General features: G+C 33.9%; 15 protein-coding genes. 6 read left to right on the top strand and 9 right to left on the bottom strand.

Annotated elements, in window-relative coordinates; all coding sequences use genetic code 11:
• Window positions 1-5: 5 nt before the first annotated feature.
• Entirely contained in the window at window positions 6-1,265 is a 1,260-nt protein-coding gene (locus tag Q0794_RS01380; protein WP_298939613.1) for a TolC family protein, read from the bottom strand.
• A gap of 96 nt (window positions 1,266-1,361) precedes the next feature.
• Window positions 1,362-1,694, bottom strand: a complete 333-nt coding sequence (locus Q0794_RS01375; protein WP_298939612.1) for a hypothetical protein — start codon at window positions 1,692-1,694, stop codon at window positions 1,362-1,364.
• A gap of 323 nt (window positions 1,695-2,017) precedes the next feature.
• Here Q0794_RS01375 and Q0794_RS01370 point away from each other — a divergent pair, with 323 nt between their 5' ends.
• The 4 genes from Q0794_RS01370 to Q0794_RS01355 all read left to right on the top strand — a co-directional run bounded on the left by Q0794_RS01370 (window position 2,018) and on the right by Q0794_RS01355 (window position 6,299).
• Window positions 2,018-2,293, top strand: a complete 276-nt coding sequence (locus Q0794_RS01370) for a YrhK family protein (RefSeq protein ID WP_298939611.1) — start codon at window positions 2,018-2,020, stop codon at window positions 2,291-2,293.
• A 1,017-nt stretch (window positions 2,294-3,310) separates the two neighbouring features.
• Window positions 3,311-4,237, top strand: coding sequence for a tripartite tricarboxylate transporter substrate binding protein (locus Q0794_RS01365; RefSeq protein WP_298939610.1), 927 nt, complete (start codon window positions 3,311-3,313; stop codon window positions 4,235-4,237).
• 100 nt (window positions 4,238-4,337) lie between these two features.
• The gene (locus tag Q0794_RS01360; RefSeq protein WP_298939609.1) at window positions 4,338-4,796 is read left to right on the top strand and encodes a tripartite tricarboxylate transporter TctB family protein; all 459 of its coding nucleotides are present in this window, start codon (window positions 4,338-4,340) and stop codon (window positions 4,794-4,796) included.
• 9 nt (window positions 4,797-4,805) lie between these two features.
• The gene (locus Q0794_RS01355; RefSeq protein WP_298939608.1) at window positions 4,806-6,299 is read left to right on the top strand and encodes a tripartite tricarboxylate transporter permease; all 1,494 of its coding nucleotides are present in this window, start codon (window positions 4,806-4,808) and stop codon (window positions 6,297-6,299) included.
• A gap of 426 nt (window positions 6,300-6,725) precedes the next feature.
• Here Q0794_RS01355 and Q0794_RS01350 read toward each other — a convergent pair whose 3' ends face one another.
• On the bottom strand, window positions 6,726-7,916 hold the full coding sequence (locus Q0794_RS01350; protein WP_298939607.1) for a potassium/proton antiporter: 1,191 nt from the start codon (window positions 7,914-7,916) through the stop codon (window positions 6,726-6,728).
• A 691-nt stretch (window positions 7,917-8,607) separates the two neighbouring features.
• Here Q0794_RS01350 and Q0794_RS01345 point away from each other — a divergent pair.
• Together Q0794_RS01345 and Q0794_RS01340 are read left to right on the top strand one after the other, a co-directional pair.
• Window positions 8,608-9,717 carry an FIST C-terminal domain-containing protein gene (locus Q0794_RS01345; protein WP_298939606.1) on the top strand — a complete coding sequence of 370 codons (1,110 nt, stop codon included), beginning with the start codon at window positions 8,608-8,610 and terminating at the stop codon, window positions 9,715-9,717.
• 15 nt (window positions 9,718-9,732) lie between these two features.
• Window positions 9,733-11,559 carry a bifunctional diguanylate cyclase/phosphodiesterase gene (locus Q0794_RS01340; protein WP_298939605.1) on the top strand — a complete coding sequence of 609 codons (1,827 nt, stop codon included), beginning with the start codon at window positions 9,733-9,735 and terminating at the stop codon, window positions 11,557-11,559.
• 152 nt (window positions 11,560-11,711) lie between these two features.
• On the opposite strand, the gene Q0794_RS01335 is transcribed toward Q0794_RS01340, so the two are convergent.
• The 6 genes from Q0794_RS01335 to Q0794_RS01310 all read right to left on the bottom strand — a co-directional run bounded on the left by Q0794_RS01335 (window position 11,712) and on the right by Q0794_RS01310 (window position 21,471).
• The gene (locus Q0794_RS01335; RefSeq protein WP_298939604.1) at window positions 11,712-14,780 is read right to left on the bottom strand and encodes a chemotaxis protein CheB; all 3,069 of its coding nucleotides are present in this window, start codon (window positions 14,778-14,780) and stop codon (window positions 11,712-11,714) included.
• Window positions 14,781-14,865: 85 nt separating this feature from the next.
• Window positions 14,866-17,172: a bifunctional diguanylate cyclase/phosphodiesterase gene (locus Q0794_RS01330; protein ID WP_298939601.1), complete on the bottom strand. Its 2,307-nt coding sequence runs from the start codon at window positions 17,170-17,172 to the stop codon at window positions 14,866-14,868.
• On the bottom strand, window positions 17,169-17,459 hold the full coding sequence (locus Q0794_RS01325) for a hypothetical protein (protein WP_298939599.1): 291 nt from the start codon (window positions 17,457-17,459) through the stop codon (window positions 17,169-17,171). Before Q0794_RS01325 ends, Q0794_RS01330 begins: the two co-directional genes overlap by 4 nt.
• 179 nt (window positions 17,460-17,638) lie before the next feature.
• Window positions 17,639-18,064, bottom strand: a complete 426-nt coding sequence (locus Q0794_RS01320; protein ID WP_298939597.1) for a response regulator — start codon at window positions 18,062-18,064, stop codon at window positions 17,639-17,641.
• A 33-nt stretch (window positions 18,065-18,097) separates the two neighbouring features.
• Window positions 18,098-19,996 carry a CHASE domain-containing protein gene (locus tag Q0794_RS01315; protein ID WP_298939595.1) on the bottom strand — a complete coding sequence of 633 codons (1,899 nt, stop codon included), beginning with the start codon at window positions 19,994-19,996 and terminating at the stop codon, window positions 18,098-18,100.
• Between the two features lie 419 nt (window positions 19,997-20,415).
• Window positions 20,416-21,471, bottom strand: a complete 1,056-nt coding sequence (locus Q0794_RS01310; RefSeq protein WP_298939594.1) for an OmpA family protein — start codon at window positions 21,469-21,471, stop codon at window positions 20,416-20,418.
• Window positions 21,472-21,995: the final 524 nt, after the last annotated feature.

Genomic DNA, 21,995 nt, shown 5'->3' with positions numbered 1-21,995 from the left:
ATTCCTTAAAGTGCCTGAAAATAACGAATTTTAGAGAGGCTTTTCAGGCCATCAAAATAGAGTTGTTGATATTCAATAGAGAGATTCAATTCATCCATATAAGCTTGAATGACATCGGTAAAGGGACGTGTATTTGATTGATAGCTTTGTACTAAAGCCTGAGCTCGTGACTTGGCTTGCTTTAACAAGCTATTTTTATAACGTAATTGGCGTGAAGCAAGCTGCTGATAATTAACAATTTCAGCTTTAAGCTGGGCATTGAGTTGACGTATTAAAAGGCGATGCTCCGCTTGTTTTTGACCTTTGTTATGTACTGCAGCAATCATTTGCTGATCTTGGCGTTGATCAGTAAAGATCGGCAGGTCCATAGAAACAAAACCACTCAGTAAATCAGGGCGAGCACTGCCGTCATCAAACTCAGATAAACGGTGTCCATAACCTAATTCAACTTTAAAGCTGGGTTTGTAGTTTTGTTTTGCTAAATCAACACCGCTGTCAGCCACTAAAATATTTTGTTTTAACGCTAATACCTTAGGATGCTTAGTTAATAATTCATAATGATCTATATTACGTGTTTCACTGGCCTTGATATAAGTTAAGGTATCAGACCAAACAGGGACAGTAGTTGATAGTTTTTGATAAGCTAGCTGCCCTATCCATTCACTTAATAAACTACGATAAGTTAATGATTGCTGTGACAATTTAGCGAGTTTCTCATCTAATAATCCCAGTTCAATATCGGCATTAATGAGGTCTTCATTTTCAATAAGACCTAATGAATACTGTGATACTAAGTCTTGATAAAGGCTGTTAAATAGCTGTTTATTTTGACTGACTAATTGAATAGATTTTTCAATAAAGAGAATGTTAAACCATAAATCACGCACTGTTTTTTTCACTAACAAACGTCGATCTAATCCTTGAAAAACAACTGTTTCAGACTGTAAATGAAAGCCTTGTTTAGAGATGGCTAATGAATCACCTCGACTAAATTGTTGAGCAATCCCCACGGTTAATTGGGTCATTGCTTCATTCTCGAGTGAAAAACTATCCGTTGGTAAATTGGCAACTCCTAGCTTTATTGTCGGGTCAGCCAATGTTGCACTGCTATTTCCCTTTGCAATTAATGAAGCTTGTTGTGCTTGGTAAACTTGTTGTCCAGGATCGTCTTGCAATGCGACCTGCTGTGCATCTTGTAATGACAACGCGGAAACATGCAATGTAACCACTGTGCATAACAGCACAGATAGATTAAAGATTTTCATCTGTTTTCCTTTTACCCAATGAATGGGTAACTAATTAATCTTTTAAAATATTGAATTGCGCCATCTCAAAAAATAGAGAGATCGCGGCTCAAAAGATTAACTAAATAAAGGAGGACGAAAGAGACTAGTGGGTTGGGAATGAAGAGGTGAAATATTAAATGATGGGTAATTGTATTGACTATAAGCCAATGATAACAATTGATTATTTTCGATAAAATGAGTCACAGAAACAACACTCATCAAGTCACAATCATTTTGACAATCATTCATGCTCATCATCTCTGTATTACAATGACCAGAATCCATCATCATTTTGCAGTAACTAGCTGATTGAGTTTCACCTTTAGACAGCGCGACGGAAGCCATTACTTTTTGTATAAAAGTAACTTGAATCGTCATGATTAAAAGTAAAATAATAAACCGTTTCATTAATTCAATACTGCTCTTTATTTGTCAGTTGTTAAATACTGTCATATTTTCATGGATATAATGATGTCTAGACTCACTTAATAATATTATTAGAGTGATCATTAAACTGAAGATAAAGGTTACCCTAGGGGAAAGGTCAAATAAAATATGAACAAATATCGAAAGTGATCTTAAAATAAACTCCAATGGTATTGAATGCTGTTAAATAGTATTTAATAGTACTGAATAATATCGATTTATATTAATATTTTTACGTTAACAAACGCTTATCTGCTTTATCGCTTTTATTATCATCTCATTCAACTAAACATTAATGGAGTCTTATGAATTCAAACAACCACCCTATGGAATTAGATTTAGGACAAAAACATATTATTACACAACGAAGATATGAAGCTTTAGGTGCAATAAACGATTTTTTTATTGCAGTGTGGTTTTTAATTGGTAGCTTCTTCTTCCTCTCTGATGCTCTTGTTGAAAGTGGTACGTGGCTCTTTATTGTTGGTAGTGCTCAATTGTTGATTAAACCTGTATTAAAACTAATTAGCTTGATACACGTAAAGAAAATTTATGATCAGAAACAAAACGCCAACAAATAACCAAAGCAGAATAAATAACGCAATCAAATTTCAAACAATTAGAGCCTTAATTATTTCTGTTTAGGTTTCTTTTTAGATAATGTTAAATAATATTCAATAACAGCTTAAACAAGCTCAATTCTGGTTAATGAAAGCGAAATTATGCTTTTTTAAAATAATAAGGTTATATTTTTCCTATTTTTTGACTATAAAATCCCGTTATTTTTACGCAGTTCAAGCTGAATTATTGAAGCAATAACGGGTTATTTAGAAATAATTTAACGCAGAAAGAAGGTTAATAAACAATGTATTTTTCCATAACCCAGGGCACTCAGATATCAATTTAGAGATAACAAAAACAAATCAATAATATATTTATATAATACTACAAAACAGGTTAACCAATTTAACAGCAGAAGCGCTATTAAATAAAATATTTAAGCCGACTTATCAAAGTGACTCAGTCCGACCTGATAATACACACCATGAATTGAGGCCGCTATTAGTAAAAAAATTGCTTAATTAACAACTATAGAATTAGGTAAGCACTATCTAAATCAGAGATAATTGAATTTAGCTGCACATTTAATAAAATTGAATGAAGTTAAATATTTTTCATTAAAAACTTGGTTTACCAATTCTCCTTTTTTAATGAAAAGAACAAAAAAATACTCTAAAACAGCCCTTTTCTGTTCAAAAAACCATCGAAAATAAAAGTATAAAATAAGACTATATGAGGTTTATTTTGAAAAATTAGCCTCTAAAATAGTGAAAAAAAACCAATTACACGATCGAGCACACATTTTATCCCCTGCTTTCGTGACCTATGTAATGCTAATAATTTTTTTGTTCCTTTATTCTTTGCTTACTAAAGTTTTAACACAACAGAAACTTTAACGTAACAATTTAAGCTTTATCAAAAATATTTTGATTCAAACAATTAAACGAATTTTCAAACAAATTTGAAATGACTCTAAATATTAAAAGATAACACTAAACCTGAAAATCAATTTTTAGCCCCTAAAAAGGAATGTAACGATGAAAAAACTACTTAAAACTGCATTAATTAGCGCAGGTTTACTGATGTCAGCAAGCTCTTTTGCAGCTGATTATCCTTCAAAAAACATACGTTTAATCGTGCCATTCGGCGCAGGTGGTGGTACAGATGCAGTAGGTCGTACATTAGCAAACAGCGCTAAAGATATTCTAGGTACAAGTATCTCAGTAATGAATAGAACGGGTGGAGCTGGTGCAGTAGGTATGAGTTTTGGTGCTCGTCAACGCGCTGATGGTTACACGCTTACTGTAGTAACACGTGAAATTGCTTCATTACCACAAATGGGTCTAATGCAAAACACAGCAGACGATTTCAAACTAATTCGTATGGTTAACTTAGATCCAGCCGTTATTTTAGTGCCAGCTGATAGCCCATTTAACACTGTTAATGATTTAATTGCAGAAGCTAAAAAAACACCAGGTAAAGTGAAATTTGCTTCAACTGCCGCGCCAAACTTTTACTTAATGGCATTAGAGCAAGACCAAGACATTAAACTTAATGCAGTTCCATATAACGGTTCTTCTGAAGCGATTCCTTCAGTATTAGGTCATCACACACAAGTAACAATGGTAACGCCAGGTGAAGCCATTGCTCAATTACGCTCAGGTCAACTTAAAGCGTTAGGCGTTATGTCGGAAGAACGTATTTCTTACATCCCAGATGTACCAACATTAAAAGAACAAGGCCTTAATGTAACAACAGGTACATGGCGTGGAATTGGCGCACCTAAAGATACACCAGATGAAATCATTGAAATCTTAGGTAATGCATTTGACCAAGCAATGGCTTCAGCTGAATTCAAAGACTTCATGGCTAAAGGTGCAATGACTATTCACCCTCTTAAAGCGCAAGAATTCACTGACTTTGTAAAACAAGATACTGAATTACTTGGTAAGTTTATTAAATAAGCTTCATTAGTTAAATCGTATCAATAAAAGCCAAGGTAACTTCCTTGGCTTTTACCGTTTCATATTACTTAACAAATTTGTGTTTATTAGAGAGTTTATTATGCTCAACCGTAACATTTTCTTCCCAAGCCTAGTGATATTTTTGAGCCTCGCTTTTTTAGTGCTCATTTCGCAATTTGAAGAACCTAGGTACCAAGATGCACCTGTCGGTGCTGGTTTTTTTCCAGCAGTCATCGCTATTATTCAAATAATAATATGTAGCGTTTTAATCATTCAATACAAGAAAAAACAAAAACCACAGCAAGCACCAAAAGAAGAAATAACGCTTGTTTCAAGCCACTCGATCTTTGGATTCACTTTTTTAATTGGTTATGCCGTGTTGATTACGCTTGTTGGTTATTTACCTGCCAGTCTTATTGGCTTCACTTATTACCTTATTTATTATCGCATTAAAAAACCGCTTTATTACGTTACCGCGTGGATATTTGTATTCGCCATTTATTTTCTTTTTAGTGAAGTGTTTATTATTTCACTACCGGAAGGTCTACTCTTTTTCTAGGTTATTATTATGATGGAATATTTACTTAATGGGTTTGCAGATGCTTTTAGTATGGCTGTTTTCCCTGTATTAGTTTTGGGTGTATTAGGTGGTGTTATATTGGGTGCATTACCCGGTTTAACAGCAACGATGGGCGTAGCAATATTATTGCCCTTCACTTTTGGAATGGCCCCTACACCTGCACTTGTTATGTTAATTGGAGTTTACATTGGTGGTATTTACGGCGGGTCTATTGCCGCTATTTTATTAAAAACACCAGGCACGCCAGCTTCTGCTGCCACCGTACTTGATGGTCACACAATGGCTATCAAAGGTCTTGCCGCAAAAGCATTGAGTATTGCCGCCGTAGCCTCATTTATTGGTGGTTTAATTAGTACCATTGTATTAATTGCTATTGCACCAATCTTGGCTGATTTTGCATTACGCTTTAATGCGCCTGAATACTTTGCGCTAGCATTATTTGGTTTAACGATCATTGCTAGTGTTTCAGCTAAAAACATTATGAAAGGTTTATTAGCGGGTACTATCGGGTTGTTAGTGTCTATGGTTGGCTTAGATCCTATCAGCAGTGTGCCTCGTTTTACCTTTGGTATATTAGACCTTTACAGTGGTATTAATATCATCCCTGTATTAATCGGTTTATTTGCGATTTCAGAAGGCTTAAATCAATTAGAAAAACTGTCGAGTGATACACAAGATATCCCACCTAAATTTGATTACAAGTTACTGAGTTTTTCTGATTTTAAAAAGATTTTACCGACAACAATTAAAAGTGGCTTAATAGGTACATCAATCGGTTCAGTCCCTGGTGCGGGTGCTGATATTTCTGCTTTTGCTTGTTATAACGAAGCAAAACGGGTTGCTAAAAAACCAGAAGAGTTTGGTAACGGCTCAATGCATGGTTTAGCAGCAGCGGAATCAGGTAACAATGGTGTAACGGGCGGTTCATTAGTGCCGTTATTGACATTAGGTGTACCAGGTGATGCGGTTTCAGCAGTATTGTTAGGGGCTTTAATAGTACAAGGTTTAACACCAGGTCCATTATTATTCACACAGAACCCTGAAATTGTTTATGGCATTTTTAGTTCGATGATCGTCGCGAATATTGTGATGTTGATTATTGGATTTTTAGGTATTAGATTCTTCTGTCGTATTATAGAAGTACCAAAAATAATCATGATCCCTATTATCATCTTCCTGTCAGTCATTGGTGCTTACGCGATTAATAACTCTATGTTTGATGTAGGTATTGCGATTACATTTGGCTTATTAGGCTTTATATTAAATAAACTAGATATCCCATCCTCACCTATTTTATTAGCGATAATATTAGGCCCAATGGCAGAAACAAACTTAAGAAAATCCTTAATCCTGTATGAAGGTAGTTGGTCGTTCCTATATGATCGTCCGATTGCACTCGCCTTTATTCTATTCGCTATTTTCTCTGTTTACTCAACAGTTAAACTGAAAAAGAAAGAGCGCTTAGCAGAAGAGAAAAAATAACCTTTTACTTCCCTACATGATTAAAACTCAACAAGGGGCATTATTACAATGCACCTTGTTGTATCTGTTCAACTATCTCAACTATCTCAACTATCTCAACTATCTCAACTATCTCAACTATCTCAACTATCTCAACTATTTTAATATCAATATAATTAATTCTAAAACAATTAATACGAATATTACTGAGGCGCTAAATGCTTATTCCTTTGTGGCAAAGTTCTTATAAAAAAGCATGTAAAAAATCATCTCTACTCACCTTTAAAGCCAGTATTATTTAATTAAAAAAACAGTATTAAGGTAAGTAATCTCAGCTCTAGATAAGCAAAACGATACAACACCGCTTTCATTAACCAGAATTGAGATTAAGTAACCTTTCGCTTCCATTAACCAGAATTGAGGTTATATAAACTTAATCAAACCAGATTATTGTTCAATATTGAGTTTTAACTTCTTTGAAAGAGGTTCAATAGCCGCGCCTTGAAAGAAAACTGAAATAAGTACAATAAAGAACACCATATTAACTATTTCTAATGAACTGCTCACACCAGCCGCAGCAGGAATCAATGCGAAAACGATAGGTGTTGCTCCTTTAAGACCAATAGAGGAGATAAATAAGCGTTTTTTCCAACTGGCTTTAGGGAAGAATAAATAACAAATCTGTACCGCTAATGGCCTTGCAACAAAGATCAATAAGGCAGCAGGTAATAATGAAGAATAAAGCACTTCAAATAAATGATGAGGGAATATTTGTAACCCAAGAGCAATGAACATTAATGCCTGAGCTAACCATGACAAGCTATTAAAAAAGTGTTTTGTCATCTCCTTTCCACGTTTAATGCCATTACCCATAACAACACCAACAACATAAGATGCTAACAAGATATTACCGCCAATAAACTCACTGCCGTAAGTAGCCAAGACAAAACTGGCTAAAACAAACACTGGAATCAGGCCATATTCTTCAAGCTTAATATGATTAAGTAGCCATACTGCAATACGCCCAACAACAAACGCAACAACCAGTGCACTGAATATTTGTGTAACGAGCTCAATGCTAATTTGACTAGCAGAAACGCCATTATCTGGGGCAAGTGCAAGTTGTGTTAACAACACAACTAAAATAAGTGCAATGGGGTCATTGGTTGCAGATTCAAATTCTAATACCGTATCTGTTTGCTCTTTCAATTTAATTTTTTTAGATTGAAGAATTGAAAATACGGCCGCAGCATCCGTTGAGGAAACAATCGCAGCAAATAATAAACAATGAATAAAGGAAAAGTCTAAAGTATAAGAAAGCAAGACAGAGAAAAACAGCGTGGTTAATAACACCCCCAATGTTGATAGTATTCCCCCTTCCCGATAAGCCACACGTACGCTCTCTTTGGATGTATTTAAACCGCCTACAAACACTATAATATTAAGCGCAATGCTACCGACTAAAGATGTTAAAGCAAAATTGTCATATACAAAGTTGAACTCTCCATTACCAAATAATAAACCGACCCCCATAAAGATGAGTAAAGATGGAATACCAAAAGTCCGCGATGGATGATGTAAAAGAATACCAATTCCAATCAAAGCGGCGATACAAATTAGTATAAGTTGATATGACATTATTTCTTTATTTTCCTTATTTGTTAGATACTTACTGGGTATTTATTAACGATTTATTTTCTACTCTTTTTATTAACATTTGTTAATACAGCTTTATTCATGATATGGCTAAATTTATTGTATTGAAAATAGCTTCGACAACATAATTTAGACGTTTAAATAGCACAGAGGAAAGTAAAAACTAAGCAGTGATATAGATCAAATTTATTATACATAATACTGAGTTAACTTATATTTATAAAGTGCTTTATTTAACCAAAATATATTTACATAAAAGACCTTAATACATAAAAAACAACAAGTTAAAAAATAAATTATTTTATGTATTTAACATAAACATTAACTACTTTCTATGCCTATTAATTAACCTTTTTATTAAAAAATAACTTATCTCACTCAATAAATACAAGTATAACGTTAAACTATTTATTACCACTTTTAAAAGCGATCTTCGTAAGATTTTATATTACTACGTCATATCATTCTGACTTTAAAAAATAAGGTTCTTCATCAAAGTTTTTAACAACAAGGAGTGCGATTAATCACAAACGAATAAGGAAAATCATGAGCTTGTATTATTAATACTTAAAATTAGATATAGTCATCTATACCTTTAATTCATTAATTTATCATTTAATTATATTAAGTCCCCAACATTAGCACTATAAACTTAGGAATAGATGTTATGACAATGGCTTCTATCATAAAATTTACAGAAAGCCCGTTTGTAAGTGAATTAAGTAAAGCAATAAATAGCGTTATTGAAGAAGGCGCTAAAACGGTCTTATTATTAACGTGTATTGATAATAATTATGAGCTGGATGAAACAGAGCAAATATTAAAAATGTGTACTCTTCCATTATGCGGAGGAGCTTTCCCTAAAATTGTCCATAAAAATAAAAGCTATTCACAAGGCGCGATTGTTTTGGGGTTAACGGTTAGCAGTAAAGTCGTCAACTACTCAATGCACGCAGATTCAGATGCCCATTTAAAAAACTATATTCAAACTGAAAGTAAACAAATAGAACATTACCAAAACTTCATTATCATCTCTGATGCATTTTGTAATCAATGCGAAAACTTTACCGATCATTTTTATGATTATATGGGCTCTGGTATTTCTGCTATTGGTGGAGGTGCAGGCTCTATGGATCTATTATCCCATCCTGTTATTTTTACCAACCAAGGATTAGTGAGTAATGTAACGCAAGTCGTCGCACTTCCTTGCTCTATAAGTAATAGCATAGGGCACGGTTGGGAAATTTTAGAGGGGCCTTATTTAGTCACCTCTTCTGAAGGGCATTATGTCCACTCATTAAATTACCGACCTACTTTTGAGTTATACAAAGAAATTATCCAAAACAATATAAACTCACCTTTAGAAGATGATTTCTTTAACCAATATGCCAAATGCTTCCCTTTAGGCATTATGTCATTAGATGGCGATATATTAGTCAGAGATTCATTACAAACAAATGGTGCTTATTTAGAGTGTGTAGGTAATGTCCCTGTAAATTCGATGATTTACTTATTACACAGTGATTTACATAAAATGACACTCGCCAGCGAAAAGGCAGCACAAGAAGTAGCAAGAAAAGGCGTTTCAAATACTGTTTTATTATTTGACTGCGTTACTCGCGATCTATTATTCGGTGAACATATTGGCGATGAACTTGAAGTAATACAACGCCCTTTCCCTAATACTCCCTTAATTGGTGTAATGGCCTTAGGAGAAATAGCCAATACGGCTAACGGGTCAATCCGTTTACTCAACAAATCAACAGTGCTTGGCTCCTTTTAAACAGCAGGAAAATTTATGAATATAGCGATGCATATAATGTCGATTCAGCATCAATTAGTATTAGCAATAGACAAAGATCCTGATTTAAAAAAAATGCTACACCAATTCCTAAGCCTTTGTAGTCTTTCGTTAAATTCAACGAATAGTCATATTTTCCTTATAAAGGACAATAATAATAATCCGACATACCAATTAGATATAAACCATGAAATACAATTAAAACACTATGTCAGCTTTCCAATGAAAAAAAATGGGTTATTATCGAGTGAAGATACGAAATTATCTAGTTTAGTTAACCATTTTTTTAAAAATAATCGTGATCAACAAGAACAAAATTTTGGCTCTACGTTATATCATTTTTTTAAGATAGGTGACTTTGGCGTATTAACAATTGAACGAGAAAAAAGTTTAGACCCAGCGATTCAAAATGCCCTTCCCCCAGTATTAAATAAGCTCGCTATTAGCACCATTGCCGCCATTAACTATCACTCTCTTGTGATTGAGATAAAAACACGTCAACGTGTAGAAGAAAAAATCAGCTATCAAGCCTCTCATGACTTTCTGACTGGCCTCTACAATAGGATGAAAATACAAGAATTTTTAGCGAGCGCAATTGATGATTGCATACACCAAGAACAAACTGGCGCCATATTATTGATTAACTTGACAGGGTTTAAAAATATCAATGATGTAATGGGCTATCACGTAGGAGATGAAGTATTAAAACAAGCGGCGGTTAGGCTCAAAGTATTAATCAAAAACATGGGGATCGTGGCTAGATTTAACGGACATGAATTTATTATATTGCTAAGAAGCTTACCTGTAGATAAAAGCACTGTTCAATCAATCGTCAATGATGTCATTGCAGATATTATTAATGCGATGGAAATTCCTTTTGAATTCATTGAAGGTCGATTTTCTTTATCTTGCTTCATTGGATATGAGACTTTTAACAACGCATCAAAAGGAGTCCAAGATATCCTTAAAAATGCAAGCATCGCAGTCTATGAAGCTTTTAAAAGAGGAAAAGATAAAGCATTACCTTACAACGAAATGATGTCAAAGCAATTGAATGACCACATCAGTTACACCAGAGAAATAAAGCAAGCTTTAGCGCATGATGAGTTTGAATTACATTATCAGCCTCAGTACGACCACTTAAACAACATGATTGGTGCTGAAGCTTTATTACGTTGGAACAACCCTTTGCGAGGTTATGAGTCCCCTGCTATTTATATTCCTATAGCGGAAGAAAGTGATCTGATTATGCAGATCAGTAGCTACGTCTTACAACAAGCATGTGAAGATATTAAAAAGTTACAACAACTTCCTTTACCAAGCTCATTTAAACAAGTGTCTATTAATATCAGTGCGAAACAATTAGCAAAGCATGATTTTGCGGACACCATTATTTCGGCAATAAAAGAAAATCAAATATCTCCAGAACATCTAAAAATAGAAATAACAGAAAGCATGATGATGGGAGATATTGAACTATCAATAGCATGTTTAGAAAAGCTACATCTGTTTGGAGTGGAATGTGCGATTGATGATTTTGGTACAGGTTACTCTTCACTCGCCTATTTAAAACGTTTACCTGCAAGCTTACTTAAAATTGACCGCTCTTTTATTACCGATATAAATGCCGACATCAGTAACCTTGCCATTGTGAGCATGATTATAGAATTGGCTAAAAGTGTCAATATGCAGGTAATCGCTGAAGGGGTAGAAACGAAACAAGAATTAGCATCTTTAGTTGCTTTAGGCTGTTATCAATATCAAGGGTTCTATTTTAGTCGGCCTTTAACTTTTAATAAATTAGTGGAGTGTTTCGAACCATAACCCAACCACTTTCCTAAATAACTTCAATTCGACCCTGTAAATAATTCTGGTTAATGGGGCTAAAAAAGCGATGAGGCTATAACCTCATCGCTTTTTTCAAATCTACTTATAAAGATATTAAACCTAATATTAGATTAATAGAACTCAATGAATCAGTTAAATTTATTATCTTTTGGCACTTCAAATTTTTGTACAATATCTTTGATTTCTTTACGCTCTAACACATAGTCAATACTGCGAATTAATAACGGTTTTGATAAATCGTCTTTACTAATTACATCAATAATTTCATTTGATAAAAACTCTTTATCCATTATCGATTCATTTTGCCCAGATAATAATATAATAGGCGTATCTACATTTTTATCTTTCATTGCTTTAACAAAGTCTTCAGCTGTATTGGCACCTAATTGATAATCTAATAAGCACACGTCAACTTTCATTCTTCCAGCAAGTTCTATCGCTTCTTCTAATGTTTTAGCTTCTACAATCGTATATGAGCGATCTTCAGACTCTTTGAAGTACCTTTGTACTCGTAACCGGTCAATTGCATCATCATCAATAACCATCACTGTCACATGCTGGTTCATTTCGATACGGTGATGTAATCGTTTAGAGCGATTAAGTAATAACGTTTTAAACTGTTGTTGTGCCTTCGTTAATGCATTTTCAACAAACTTCAATCGAGATATGTTAGTAATAGTAATTAACACCCCCTGTTGAGAGACTGATTCATCATCATTAACGGTATAAGGTGCCATGCGTATTAGAGCCGGCTCACCTGATTTAGTAAGAATATCTTGCTCTACAATCACACCATTAATACTGACATTACCAATTTCAGTCAAGAAATCACTATAATCCAATTCATGTGAGATATGATGAATTGGACGCCCGATATCTGACGTACGTAGGTTAATATAATTAGCTGAATGAGGCGTATATTTACGAATAGTTAAATGCTCATCTAAGAAAAGAATACCAATATTAGTCGAGTTGATAACATTATCTAAATCCATATTAGCTTCTGTAAGCTGAGTTATTTTTTCTTGGTATTCGCTGTTTACTGTATACAATTCTTCATTAACAGACTGTAATTCTTCATTAGTACTTTGTAACTCTTCATTTGAAGACATCAACTCTTCATTTGCCGATTGTAACTCTTCATTAGTGGTTTCTAATTCTTCAACCGTAACTTGCAAATGCTCTTGTTTTTTAATTAACTCTTGTTCTAAATCATAGATACGCTGAAGTGATTGCTCGCCTCCATCAAAGGTAATCGATTTAGGTGACTTCCTAGCCATCCCCACTTTATCTTGCATAATAAATTGAAGAATATATGAGCGAGGAGATGATTGGTGGTCACTTTGTTTAACCATAAATACAGCTAAGTCGATAAACGTAGAGACACCATCCAACGTACAAGCTACATCACTATAAAAAACATCTTCTTGATTTTTTTCACTACGGTATAACGCAGTAGAAACAGCGACCGCTAAATCATCACAGATCATATCTTTAATATTAATACTTACCTTGCCACGTCCTAAACCTTTAGTGTAACGAGTGACCTCACCATAAACATGTACTGCATCAAAGTTATCATTTAATACAATACTATCAGGTGAATAATGCTCTATCAGACGCTCCATGACCGTATTATATTTATTATTAATAACCATTCGAGCAGGATTAGCATGAGCAATAGAATTCTTGGAAATAATAGGCGCACTAATAGTATGCTTAAGTGTCGAAGGTTGTTTTAATGGAAGCCTTGCCGCATTCACTTTTTGAAAAATACGCGTACGCTCGTCAACCACTTCAAAGTGAACAGCCATTTCACCCAATGACTCAGAATTGCCTAAGAATAAAAATCCATGTTGTTGTAATGCAAAATAAAAAGATAAAAATACTTTTTGCTGAGCAGGATGTTGAAAATAAATTAATGCATTACGACAACTCAATAAATTAATATTTGAGAAAGGTGGATCTTCAATCATATTATGTTGAGCAAAAATAACCATTTTACGTAATTTAGATGACACCACATAAGCATTGCCAGTCGGTTCAAAATATTTCTCTATTCTTTCCTTAGAAATATCTTGAATGATTTCAGCAGCATAGACACCTGCACTTGCTTCAGCGATAGCATCTTCATCAACGTCAGTTGCAAAAATTTTAACGCGGCGATCTATTTGATACTTTTCTTTCGCTTCATCAAATAATATTGCGATTGAATACGCCTCTTCACCAGACGAACAACCAGCAATCCAAAGACGAATCGGGTCAGTACCATTTCCAGAAGTTAATACTTTATGTACTGCAACCGTTGTTAATTTGTCAAACGCTTCATCATCTCTGAAAAAACGAGTTACGTTGATTAATAATTCTTTACTTAAAGTCGAGACTTCACGGGGTGAGTCAATAAGTAAACGCAGATAAGCATCTAAGGTTTTTAATTGATTAATACCTAATCGTCTTTCAATTCGGCGAGAAACGGTTGATGGTTTATATAAAGCAAAATTAATTGATGATTGTTTTTTTAATAATTGAAAAATTTCGCCCAAGGTTTCATTATCACCATCCGAGGCAGTAAAAGAGCTAACAGGTAAATCCCCTTTTATTGAAGGATGATTTATAAAATTAACTAAATTTTTCCCCATCTCTCTTGGCGTTAATACCATATCCGCTAAACCTGTTTGATAGGCATTGGTTGGCATACCATCAAATTTCGCTGAATCTGGTTTTTGAACAACCACTAAACCACCTGCTTCTTTCATAGCACGAATGCCACGGGTACCATCAGTCCCAGTCCCTGATAATATGATACCAATCCCTTTATGTTGCTGATCTTCGGCTAGCGAGCGTAAAAAAACATCAATGGATAAATGAGGTAGTCGATCAGGCATTTGATCCGAGAGTAATAACTTACCTTCAGTGATCAACATGTTTTTACGTGGAGGCATTAGATAGATAGCGTTAGATTCAATGACAATACTGTCTGCAACTTCAAAAATAGGCATATCTGTATGTTTGGTTAATAACTCAGACATCATACTTTTATAATCAGGTGAAAGATGTTGTACAACTATATACGTAGCACCAGTATCACTCGGTAGATTACCAAAGAATTCCTGTAATGCTTCCAATCCTCCCGCAGAAGTACCAATACCAACAACATGCGATGGAGGTAAGTTTTCTTTCTTTTCTGTCTGGGTCACATGTCTCTCACTATAAATAATTTAGATTAACTAACTTGACGAACAATGCTTAAAATAATGTCGTTCTATATAACAAATACTACTACTAATTTGGCAATAATTCGATTTTTTGATGATATTTTAATAATTCACTTGTCTTGTTTATTGATAAGGGTTTATGAAAATAATAGCCTTGGTGGCATATGCAGCCTTGGGCTACTAACCATTCTTTGGTTTTTATATCTTCAACGCCTTCTGCTATTAGGCCTAACTCCAACATTTTCCCTAAACTAATAATAGCTAAAACAATTTTTTCTGCTTCGTTATCATTAAGAATATCCTGTATAAAACTGCGATCTATTTTTATATAGTTAAGCGGCATTTGTCGTAATAATCCCAATGAGGAATAACCCGTACCAAAGTCATCCAATGCAATTAAAAAACCTGCAGCTTTCAAGGTTCTTAAATTTTGTCCTGCGATGGCCGGATCCTGTATAAAGGCAGTTTCAGTGACTTCTAGCGTAAACCAACTAGGGTCTATTTTTTCTTTTTTGAATAAAGAAAGAATAGAATCAGCAAATTCAATTAAATGTAACTGCTTCACAGATAAGTTAATGGCTACTTTTTGAGGTGAAGAAAGTAACCCCTCAGCGATCCACAATTTAACTTGTATAATGACTTCATAAAACAACCATTCTGAAAAATTTTGTATTAAGCCATTATCTTCCATTGTTTTAATAAAAATATCTGGCCCGATGATACCCATTTCAGAATTTGACCATCTTGCTAAGACTTCAAACCCCATAATACTATCGTCTGTTGCATCCATTAATGGCTGAAAAACAAAAGAAAATCCGGTTTTTTGTGGATGATTTAAGTCATCAGTCAAATAATGTAATAACGATAAATCTTTCTCAAGAACAGGATCATAAAAACAAAATTGATTTCGTCCTGAGTCCTTTGCTTTATATAAAGCTAAATCCGCTTTTCTTAATATATCTGCTGGCAGTACATTATGCTCAGTCGCAATTGACACACCAATACTGCAAGATAAAATCATATTTTTACTTTCGATAGTAAAAGGTAAATTAATAGCACTAACTATTTTAGCGGCAATGGGAGAGATAACACTTTCAGATGAGATATCGGTAAAAATAATAGCGAACTCATCACCACCTAACCGAGCAATTGAATCTTCGTCTCTTACTACTGTTTTTAAACGTTCAGCCACCTCTTGAATAACAATATCGCCAACGTGATGCCCTAATGTATCGTTGATATTTTTAAAACGATCTAAATCTAAAAACATCAGTGCAGTGATGCCATGACGAGGTACACGCGCTAATGCTAAGGTTAATCTATCGGTAAAAAATGCACGGTTAGATAATCCAGTCAAATGGTCATAATTAGCCATTTTTTGTAGTTTTTGGGAGTTTGAACGCTCATCTGAAATATCAGACATAGTCAAAATTAAACCGGTTAATTCAAAGCGATCATTAAACAACCCAACTGCGTTTATGGAAACCCACAACCCTTGTTCTGCAACAGTAATTAACTCAATTTCACCTTTAAAACTATTTGAGTGAGAAATGGATCGAATCACTTCGGATAATATCTCATCTGCATCTAAGGTCTTTATAGATGATAGCCAGCCTTTTCCTAGTGATTGTTGAGTATTTTGGTTAGTATATTTAGCCCAGGTTTTATTAACATATGAACAATTGAAGTCTTTATCCATTTGTAATATAGCCATCGGTACAACACTCGTTAACGCATTAAAGCGCTGTAAACTTGCGTTATAGACTTCATGATTCACATCGACTTCTGTTTTTTCGTTAATCATTAAACCAAAACATTGACGTCCAAAGTAAACGATATCAAACAAATGAATATCGACGGTAACAGACTGATATGAATTTAAGACTAACGTAACATTTTGCCATTGTTGCTTATCAAGATGCCCTAAAAAAGAGAGTTTACTGATAGAAGTTAATAAACGAAATGCAATACTAGGTAATGTGTTGTTGATCAGTTTATCCATCACTGGCCAACCACGTTCTAAATTTGAATTAAATAAACGATGAGCAGCCAGATTTGACTTTAAGATTTGAAATTCATCATTAAAAAGAAACGCAGGGTGGAATGTATTTTTTAGCATAGAGTCTAAGATCTTTTGTCCTTGATCTTGGAACGTCTTTGATGTGAGATCATTACGCGCTTTAATTGGTATTGCTTTGGTAGCACGCTTTTTATTTTTAAGTAAAGTAATAGTGGCTAATAAAAAAGGAGTCACATCAATGAGATCTTTTGAACGCACAGAAAGATCTACATTGATTAAAATAACAATCGCATATAGCTCACTACCTTCACCAATTGGAATATAACGTAGGTTATCAATGTACTCATTATTCAATAAGTCATCATAGAGACTTTCATGCCCTTCATAACAAAAAAATCGTTTAATAAACACGGTTTGTCTGAGAAATAATCGATTAAATCTTTATTCAATTTATGTTTGATAGGCTCAAAGAGTAACTCAGGGGCAGAAACTGTTTGTGAATCAACATTGATTAAATAAGGAGATGAATTGTCATCAACTAAAAAACCAATCGCATAATCTGAATTGTTTATTCTTGCTAATTTATCAACACAATGTTCAAGGATGTAGTTATCTGATTTACTTATTTGTTGTGATTTCACACTACCTCTGACATGTTAAGAAATTTATAATATTTTTAACGAAAAATTGTATTACGATAAGACTATCAATAGTGACAATACGAACTAGATGAAAAAAAGATCAAATTAACGTTTTAAAATCTATTTTTATAAAAATTTATAAACAATACTAGCTAGCAATATTTTTGTCGCCACTCAAATCATTTTGGCAGCATCACAACGCGCCAATAACAATCAAGTAGTTGGATTACTTTATCAAATCCACCTTTCACATCTGATTTAACAATATATCCAGCTATATTTTCGTTGTATGCAGCGACCAAATCTTCGTCTGCAGATGAGGTTGTCAGAACAAAAATAATCGTATTTTTTAAGTCTTCATCCTGGCGTATAATTTTTAGAAACTCTATGCCACCCATAATTGGCATATTAAGGTCTAATAAAATTAAATAAGGTCGCTGTACTGAATCTGGATCTCTCAATAGTTCTAGTGCTTCTAATCCATTTTTTGTTCTAACGATTGGGTTAGCTAATTTAAGCTTCTTAAAACCTCTTTCAACCGCTTTAGCATCAATATCATCGTCTTCTACTAATAATATGCTGACTTCATTATAATCTGTGCTCATGATGTTTAACCTCTGCGTTTGTTAATGATGTCGCTATTCTTTCATTTCTTTTGGCCAAGTAAAATAAAAAGTACATCCCTGACCTTCATTAGATTCTATATCGACCTGTCCTGAGTAGTGCTCAACAATTTTTTTAATCAACGCAAGTCCCATACCACTCCCTTCAGCTTCATCACGCGGCCTTAAGGTTTTAAACATTTTGAATATGTCTTCTTGGTATTGTAATGAAATGCCAGGGCCATCATCTTTAATACTAAATCGGTAAAAGTCCCCTGCATCGACACAATCGACTTCAATACTTCCTTCGTCTTTATGATGATGTTTGATGGCATTACTCAATAAGTTTCTTATCACCTGTTCAAAAGGGGCTCGAAATGTTGAAAACGCAGGTAGTTGCCCATGAATAGTGAGAGTAAAGCCATTTAATGGGGCCACTAACATAAATAGATCATTGACCAACACATGCGTGTTGATGTCAGAAAAACTATTTTTTTGATGGTTAGCTTGAGAATATATTAACAAGTCGCTTAATAATGTTTCTAAGCGCCCTATACGGCTTCGCATCATTTTAAGGTGATCAGGTATTTCTTCTAAATTACCTTCTTCAATATCTTCAACCACCCACGTTGCTAACTGGTCAATACCACGTAACGGTGCTTTTAAATCATGCGATGCAACGTAGGCAAAATCATCTAGGTCTTTATTTGAACGAGCAAGATCAATAGAACGTTGTTCAGCTAATATTTTAGCACTTTCCGCTTCTTTCATTAAACGAGACAATAACACTCTCTGTGATTTTAATTCAACAACATTCACTTTCAGCTCTGTATTTTTATCCGCCAAAGATTGTGTTCTATTAACGACTTTCTTTTCTAATCGATTGTTTTGATCTTGCAATTCATTACTTAGAATCGTAATGTTTTTAGCTCTAAGAATAGCAACTTGTAAGGCGTAAACGGCAAATGCTAATAATAAACTAATGATGATACCACTGGCTAAAATCCACTTAATAACTGAAGGAGATTCTATATTGCTTAGTAAATCGTCATTCAATGAGATATTTAACTGCCACTTTCGATCTGGAATAGTTAAATCAAAACTAAAGAAAGGATTATTATCTTCTTGCCCATACAGTAAACTGCCATTTTCTTTATTAATATCTAATAATGTTAATTCTAAACCTTCTGTGTCTGCTCGTGCTTTGGCTTTTTCCATCAAGGTAGCAATTCTGAATACACCAGTTGCATAACCCAATAAAGCATCAATGCGTTGCTCAACACTATCAGTAGGAAAACCTTGTTTATAAACAGGTGCAATAATTAAAAAACCGGCTGAATCAGTTGATTGTTGCAGTAATTGAATTTTTGCAGTTGTCACCATCTTCCCACTATTTCGAGCTAACTCCAGGGAATGCCGGCGAATATCATTACTATTTAAGTCAAATCCAATAGCCTGATTATTGAAATCGTAAGGACTAACGTAAGAAACGGGGGTGTAATAAGGTTTAACTTGACTAGTCACTAATCCCTTTTCACCATTCTTTTCAGTAATGTTGAAGTTTGTCTCTTGAGTTCTTAATAACCTTTCAAATTCCTCTCTCTCACCATCTCTCACTAAAGGAACCCAGCTAAGTGCTTGAATATAATCACGCTCTTTTATATTTAACACTTTCATATATTGATTAAATTGATATTGAGATAGATGTTCTTTATTTGCACTATAAAAAGCTTGTAGTCCCTGTAAATCATTAACTGACTTATCAATTGCATCCTGAAAACGAATAGAAATTTGCTCTGCTATGTTTTCTATTTTTAAATAGCTTTCTGTTTTCAATTGACCCGCAACTTTTAACGAAATCGAATAAGTACTTAATATCCCTACACAACTTATAATAATCGTTAATATTAAAGACTTAATGGAAAATGTGTTCACGTTTAAAATCCTTTAAAGTACATATTTTTTATATCTATCATGTTAATTACCATAGGTAATACGTCATGAAAGAGACGTTATATCGAATGAAAATGACCTATGCACTTTTCATATAAATAATTGTTTTTTAATAAGAGCGGTATACTTTTATTTATCAAGTATTTCTTTCACACTATTTATTCTAGTTTTAATTCGTAAGTAAATATAGTTATTATGTGAATATTTTTTTGATGTGAAATTAATTTTTAAATTAAAAAATTAAAAAAAATGAGTCTATAGAGTGCGCAATAATATTTAAAATGCACGAAGGAGAGTAAGCGTTAGAGAGTGATTAAATAAGAGCGATATGAATATGATATTGTTTAAGTAAAAGAAAAACACCCCTAACGTATTAGGGGTGTGATAATTATAAAGTAATATTAACGTTCAACAGCTACTTTACGAGTTTCTTCGATATTGATTTCAATACGACGATTCATTTTACTTGCTTCAGCAGTGTTGCTTGTATCAAGTAAGTTTGTTTCACCGTGACCAATAGCAGTAAGACGTGAAGCATCAACACCGTATTCAGATGTTAGTAAAGCAGTAATCGCATCAGCACGTTTTTGTGATAATGCTTGATTGTAGCTCGCTTTACCTGCTGCAGAAGTATAACCATCAACAGTGATGTTTACGTGCGGGTATTGCTTAAGGAAAGAAGCAACTTTAGCAAGTTCAGAGTAGTATTCAGATTTTACAACAGCTTTGTTGTTATCAAAGTTAACTAACAAACGGTAAGAAAGACGTTCTTTTTCAAAAATAGTACAACCTACTTCGTCAACTTTATCGTTCATTGGTGTAGACGCACATTGGTCTTTACCATCAACAACGCCATCTTTATCAGTATCGATTGCAACTGGTGCAACGTAAGCAACTGGCTCTGGTTTAACTGGAGCAACTTTCTTATTAGTATCAAAGAAATAAACAACACCTACTTGAGCGATAGCATCAGTGTACTTGTCATCAAATTGGTAGTTTGCTTTACCTTCAACATAACCAGCAAATTGGTCAGTGAAGTATTGACGGTAACCAACACCAGCATTTACAGCGGCTTCAGTATCAGTATTAAAATCTAAAGCGTTAACACCCGCTAAAAGATAGATATTTTGTTCTGTAGGGAAGAAAAGCGCATCTAATCCGTATTTGTTAATACCTTGGATGTTTGAACCACGCTTAAGCTCAGCTTCAAAGCGAGTGTAAGATAAACGAAGTTCTACAGGAGCAGAAAGACGGTAACCTAACTCAGCGCCTAAACCACCAGCACGATTAAACGTACTACTACCTAAACGATCGTTATCAGCTTTTAAATAAGCTCCGTGTATACCACCATAAACATTACCTACTAACGTTTCTGCATCAGGTTGTTCTGCGTTAACAACAGAAAATTGAGTAAGTAATAATGTGCTAACAAGAAGTGAGGTTTTATGTTTCATCATATCGGTGTTCCATTTGATTAGTTAATTGAGCAAAAAAAGCATCTTATATTCAGATAAGAGTACTTAAAAAACACAATAAAAAATAATTATTTTAGCAAAAAATATCATTCTGATATTTAATTTGCAAATTAAATACAGGAAAGCTTATAAAGATATAAATACTTTCCAAAGGTTCTTCAAAAACTGTCCTTTATTTCCAATAAATTTAACAACATCAACTGAAATAAAGCCAATTAAAAGTCAAATTAAAGAAAACCAAAACATGAAATTACCCCTCTAGAGGTACAAGAATTTCACTCTTTAATCATTAATCTCATTTGAGAATAATAGTAAGTAAAATAGCTTACATCTACTAATACAGGATAAGCATTCCAAGAACAGTCTATTATAAAGCAAATTCTATAAACGTATAATACTTTGTTATATCTCTACTTAGAATTTTTAAAGCAACTAAAATTAAAGTCTATAAAAGGACAGCCAATAAAGGACAATAAGATTACTCCAAACACAATACGTAAATAAGA

It is taken from the genome of uncultured Psychromonas sp. (assembly GCF_947489755.1).
Lineage (GTDB): Bacteria > Pseudomonadota > Gammaproteobacteria > Enterobacterales > Psychromonadaceae > Psychromonas.
This window is presented reverse-complemented; position numbering and strand designations above follow the sequence as displayed.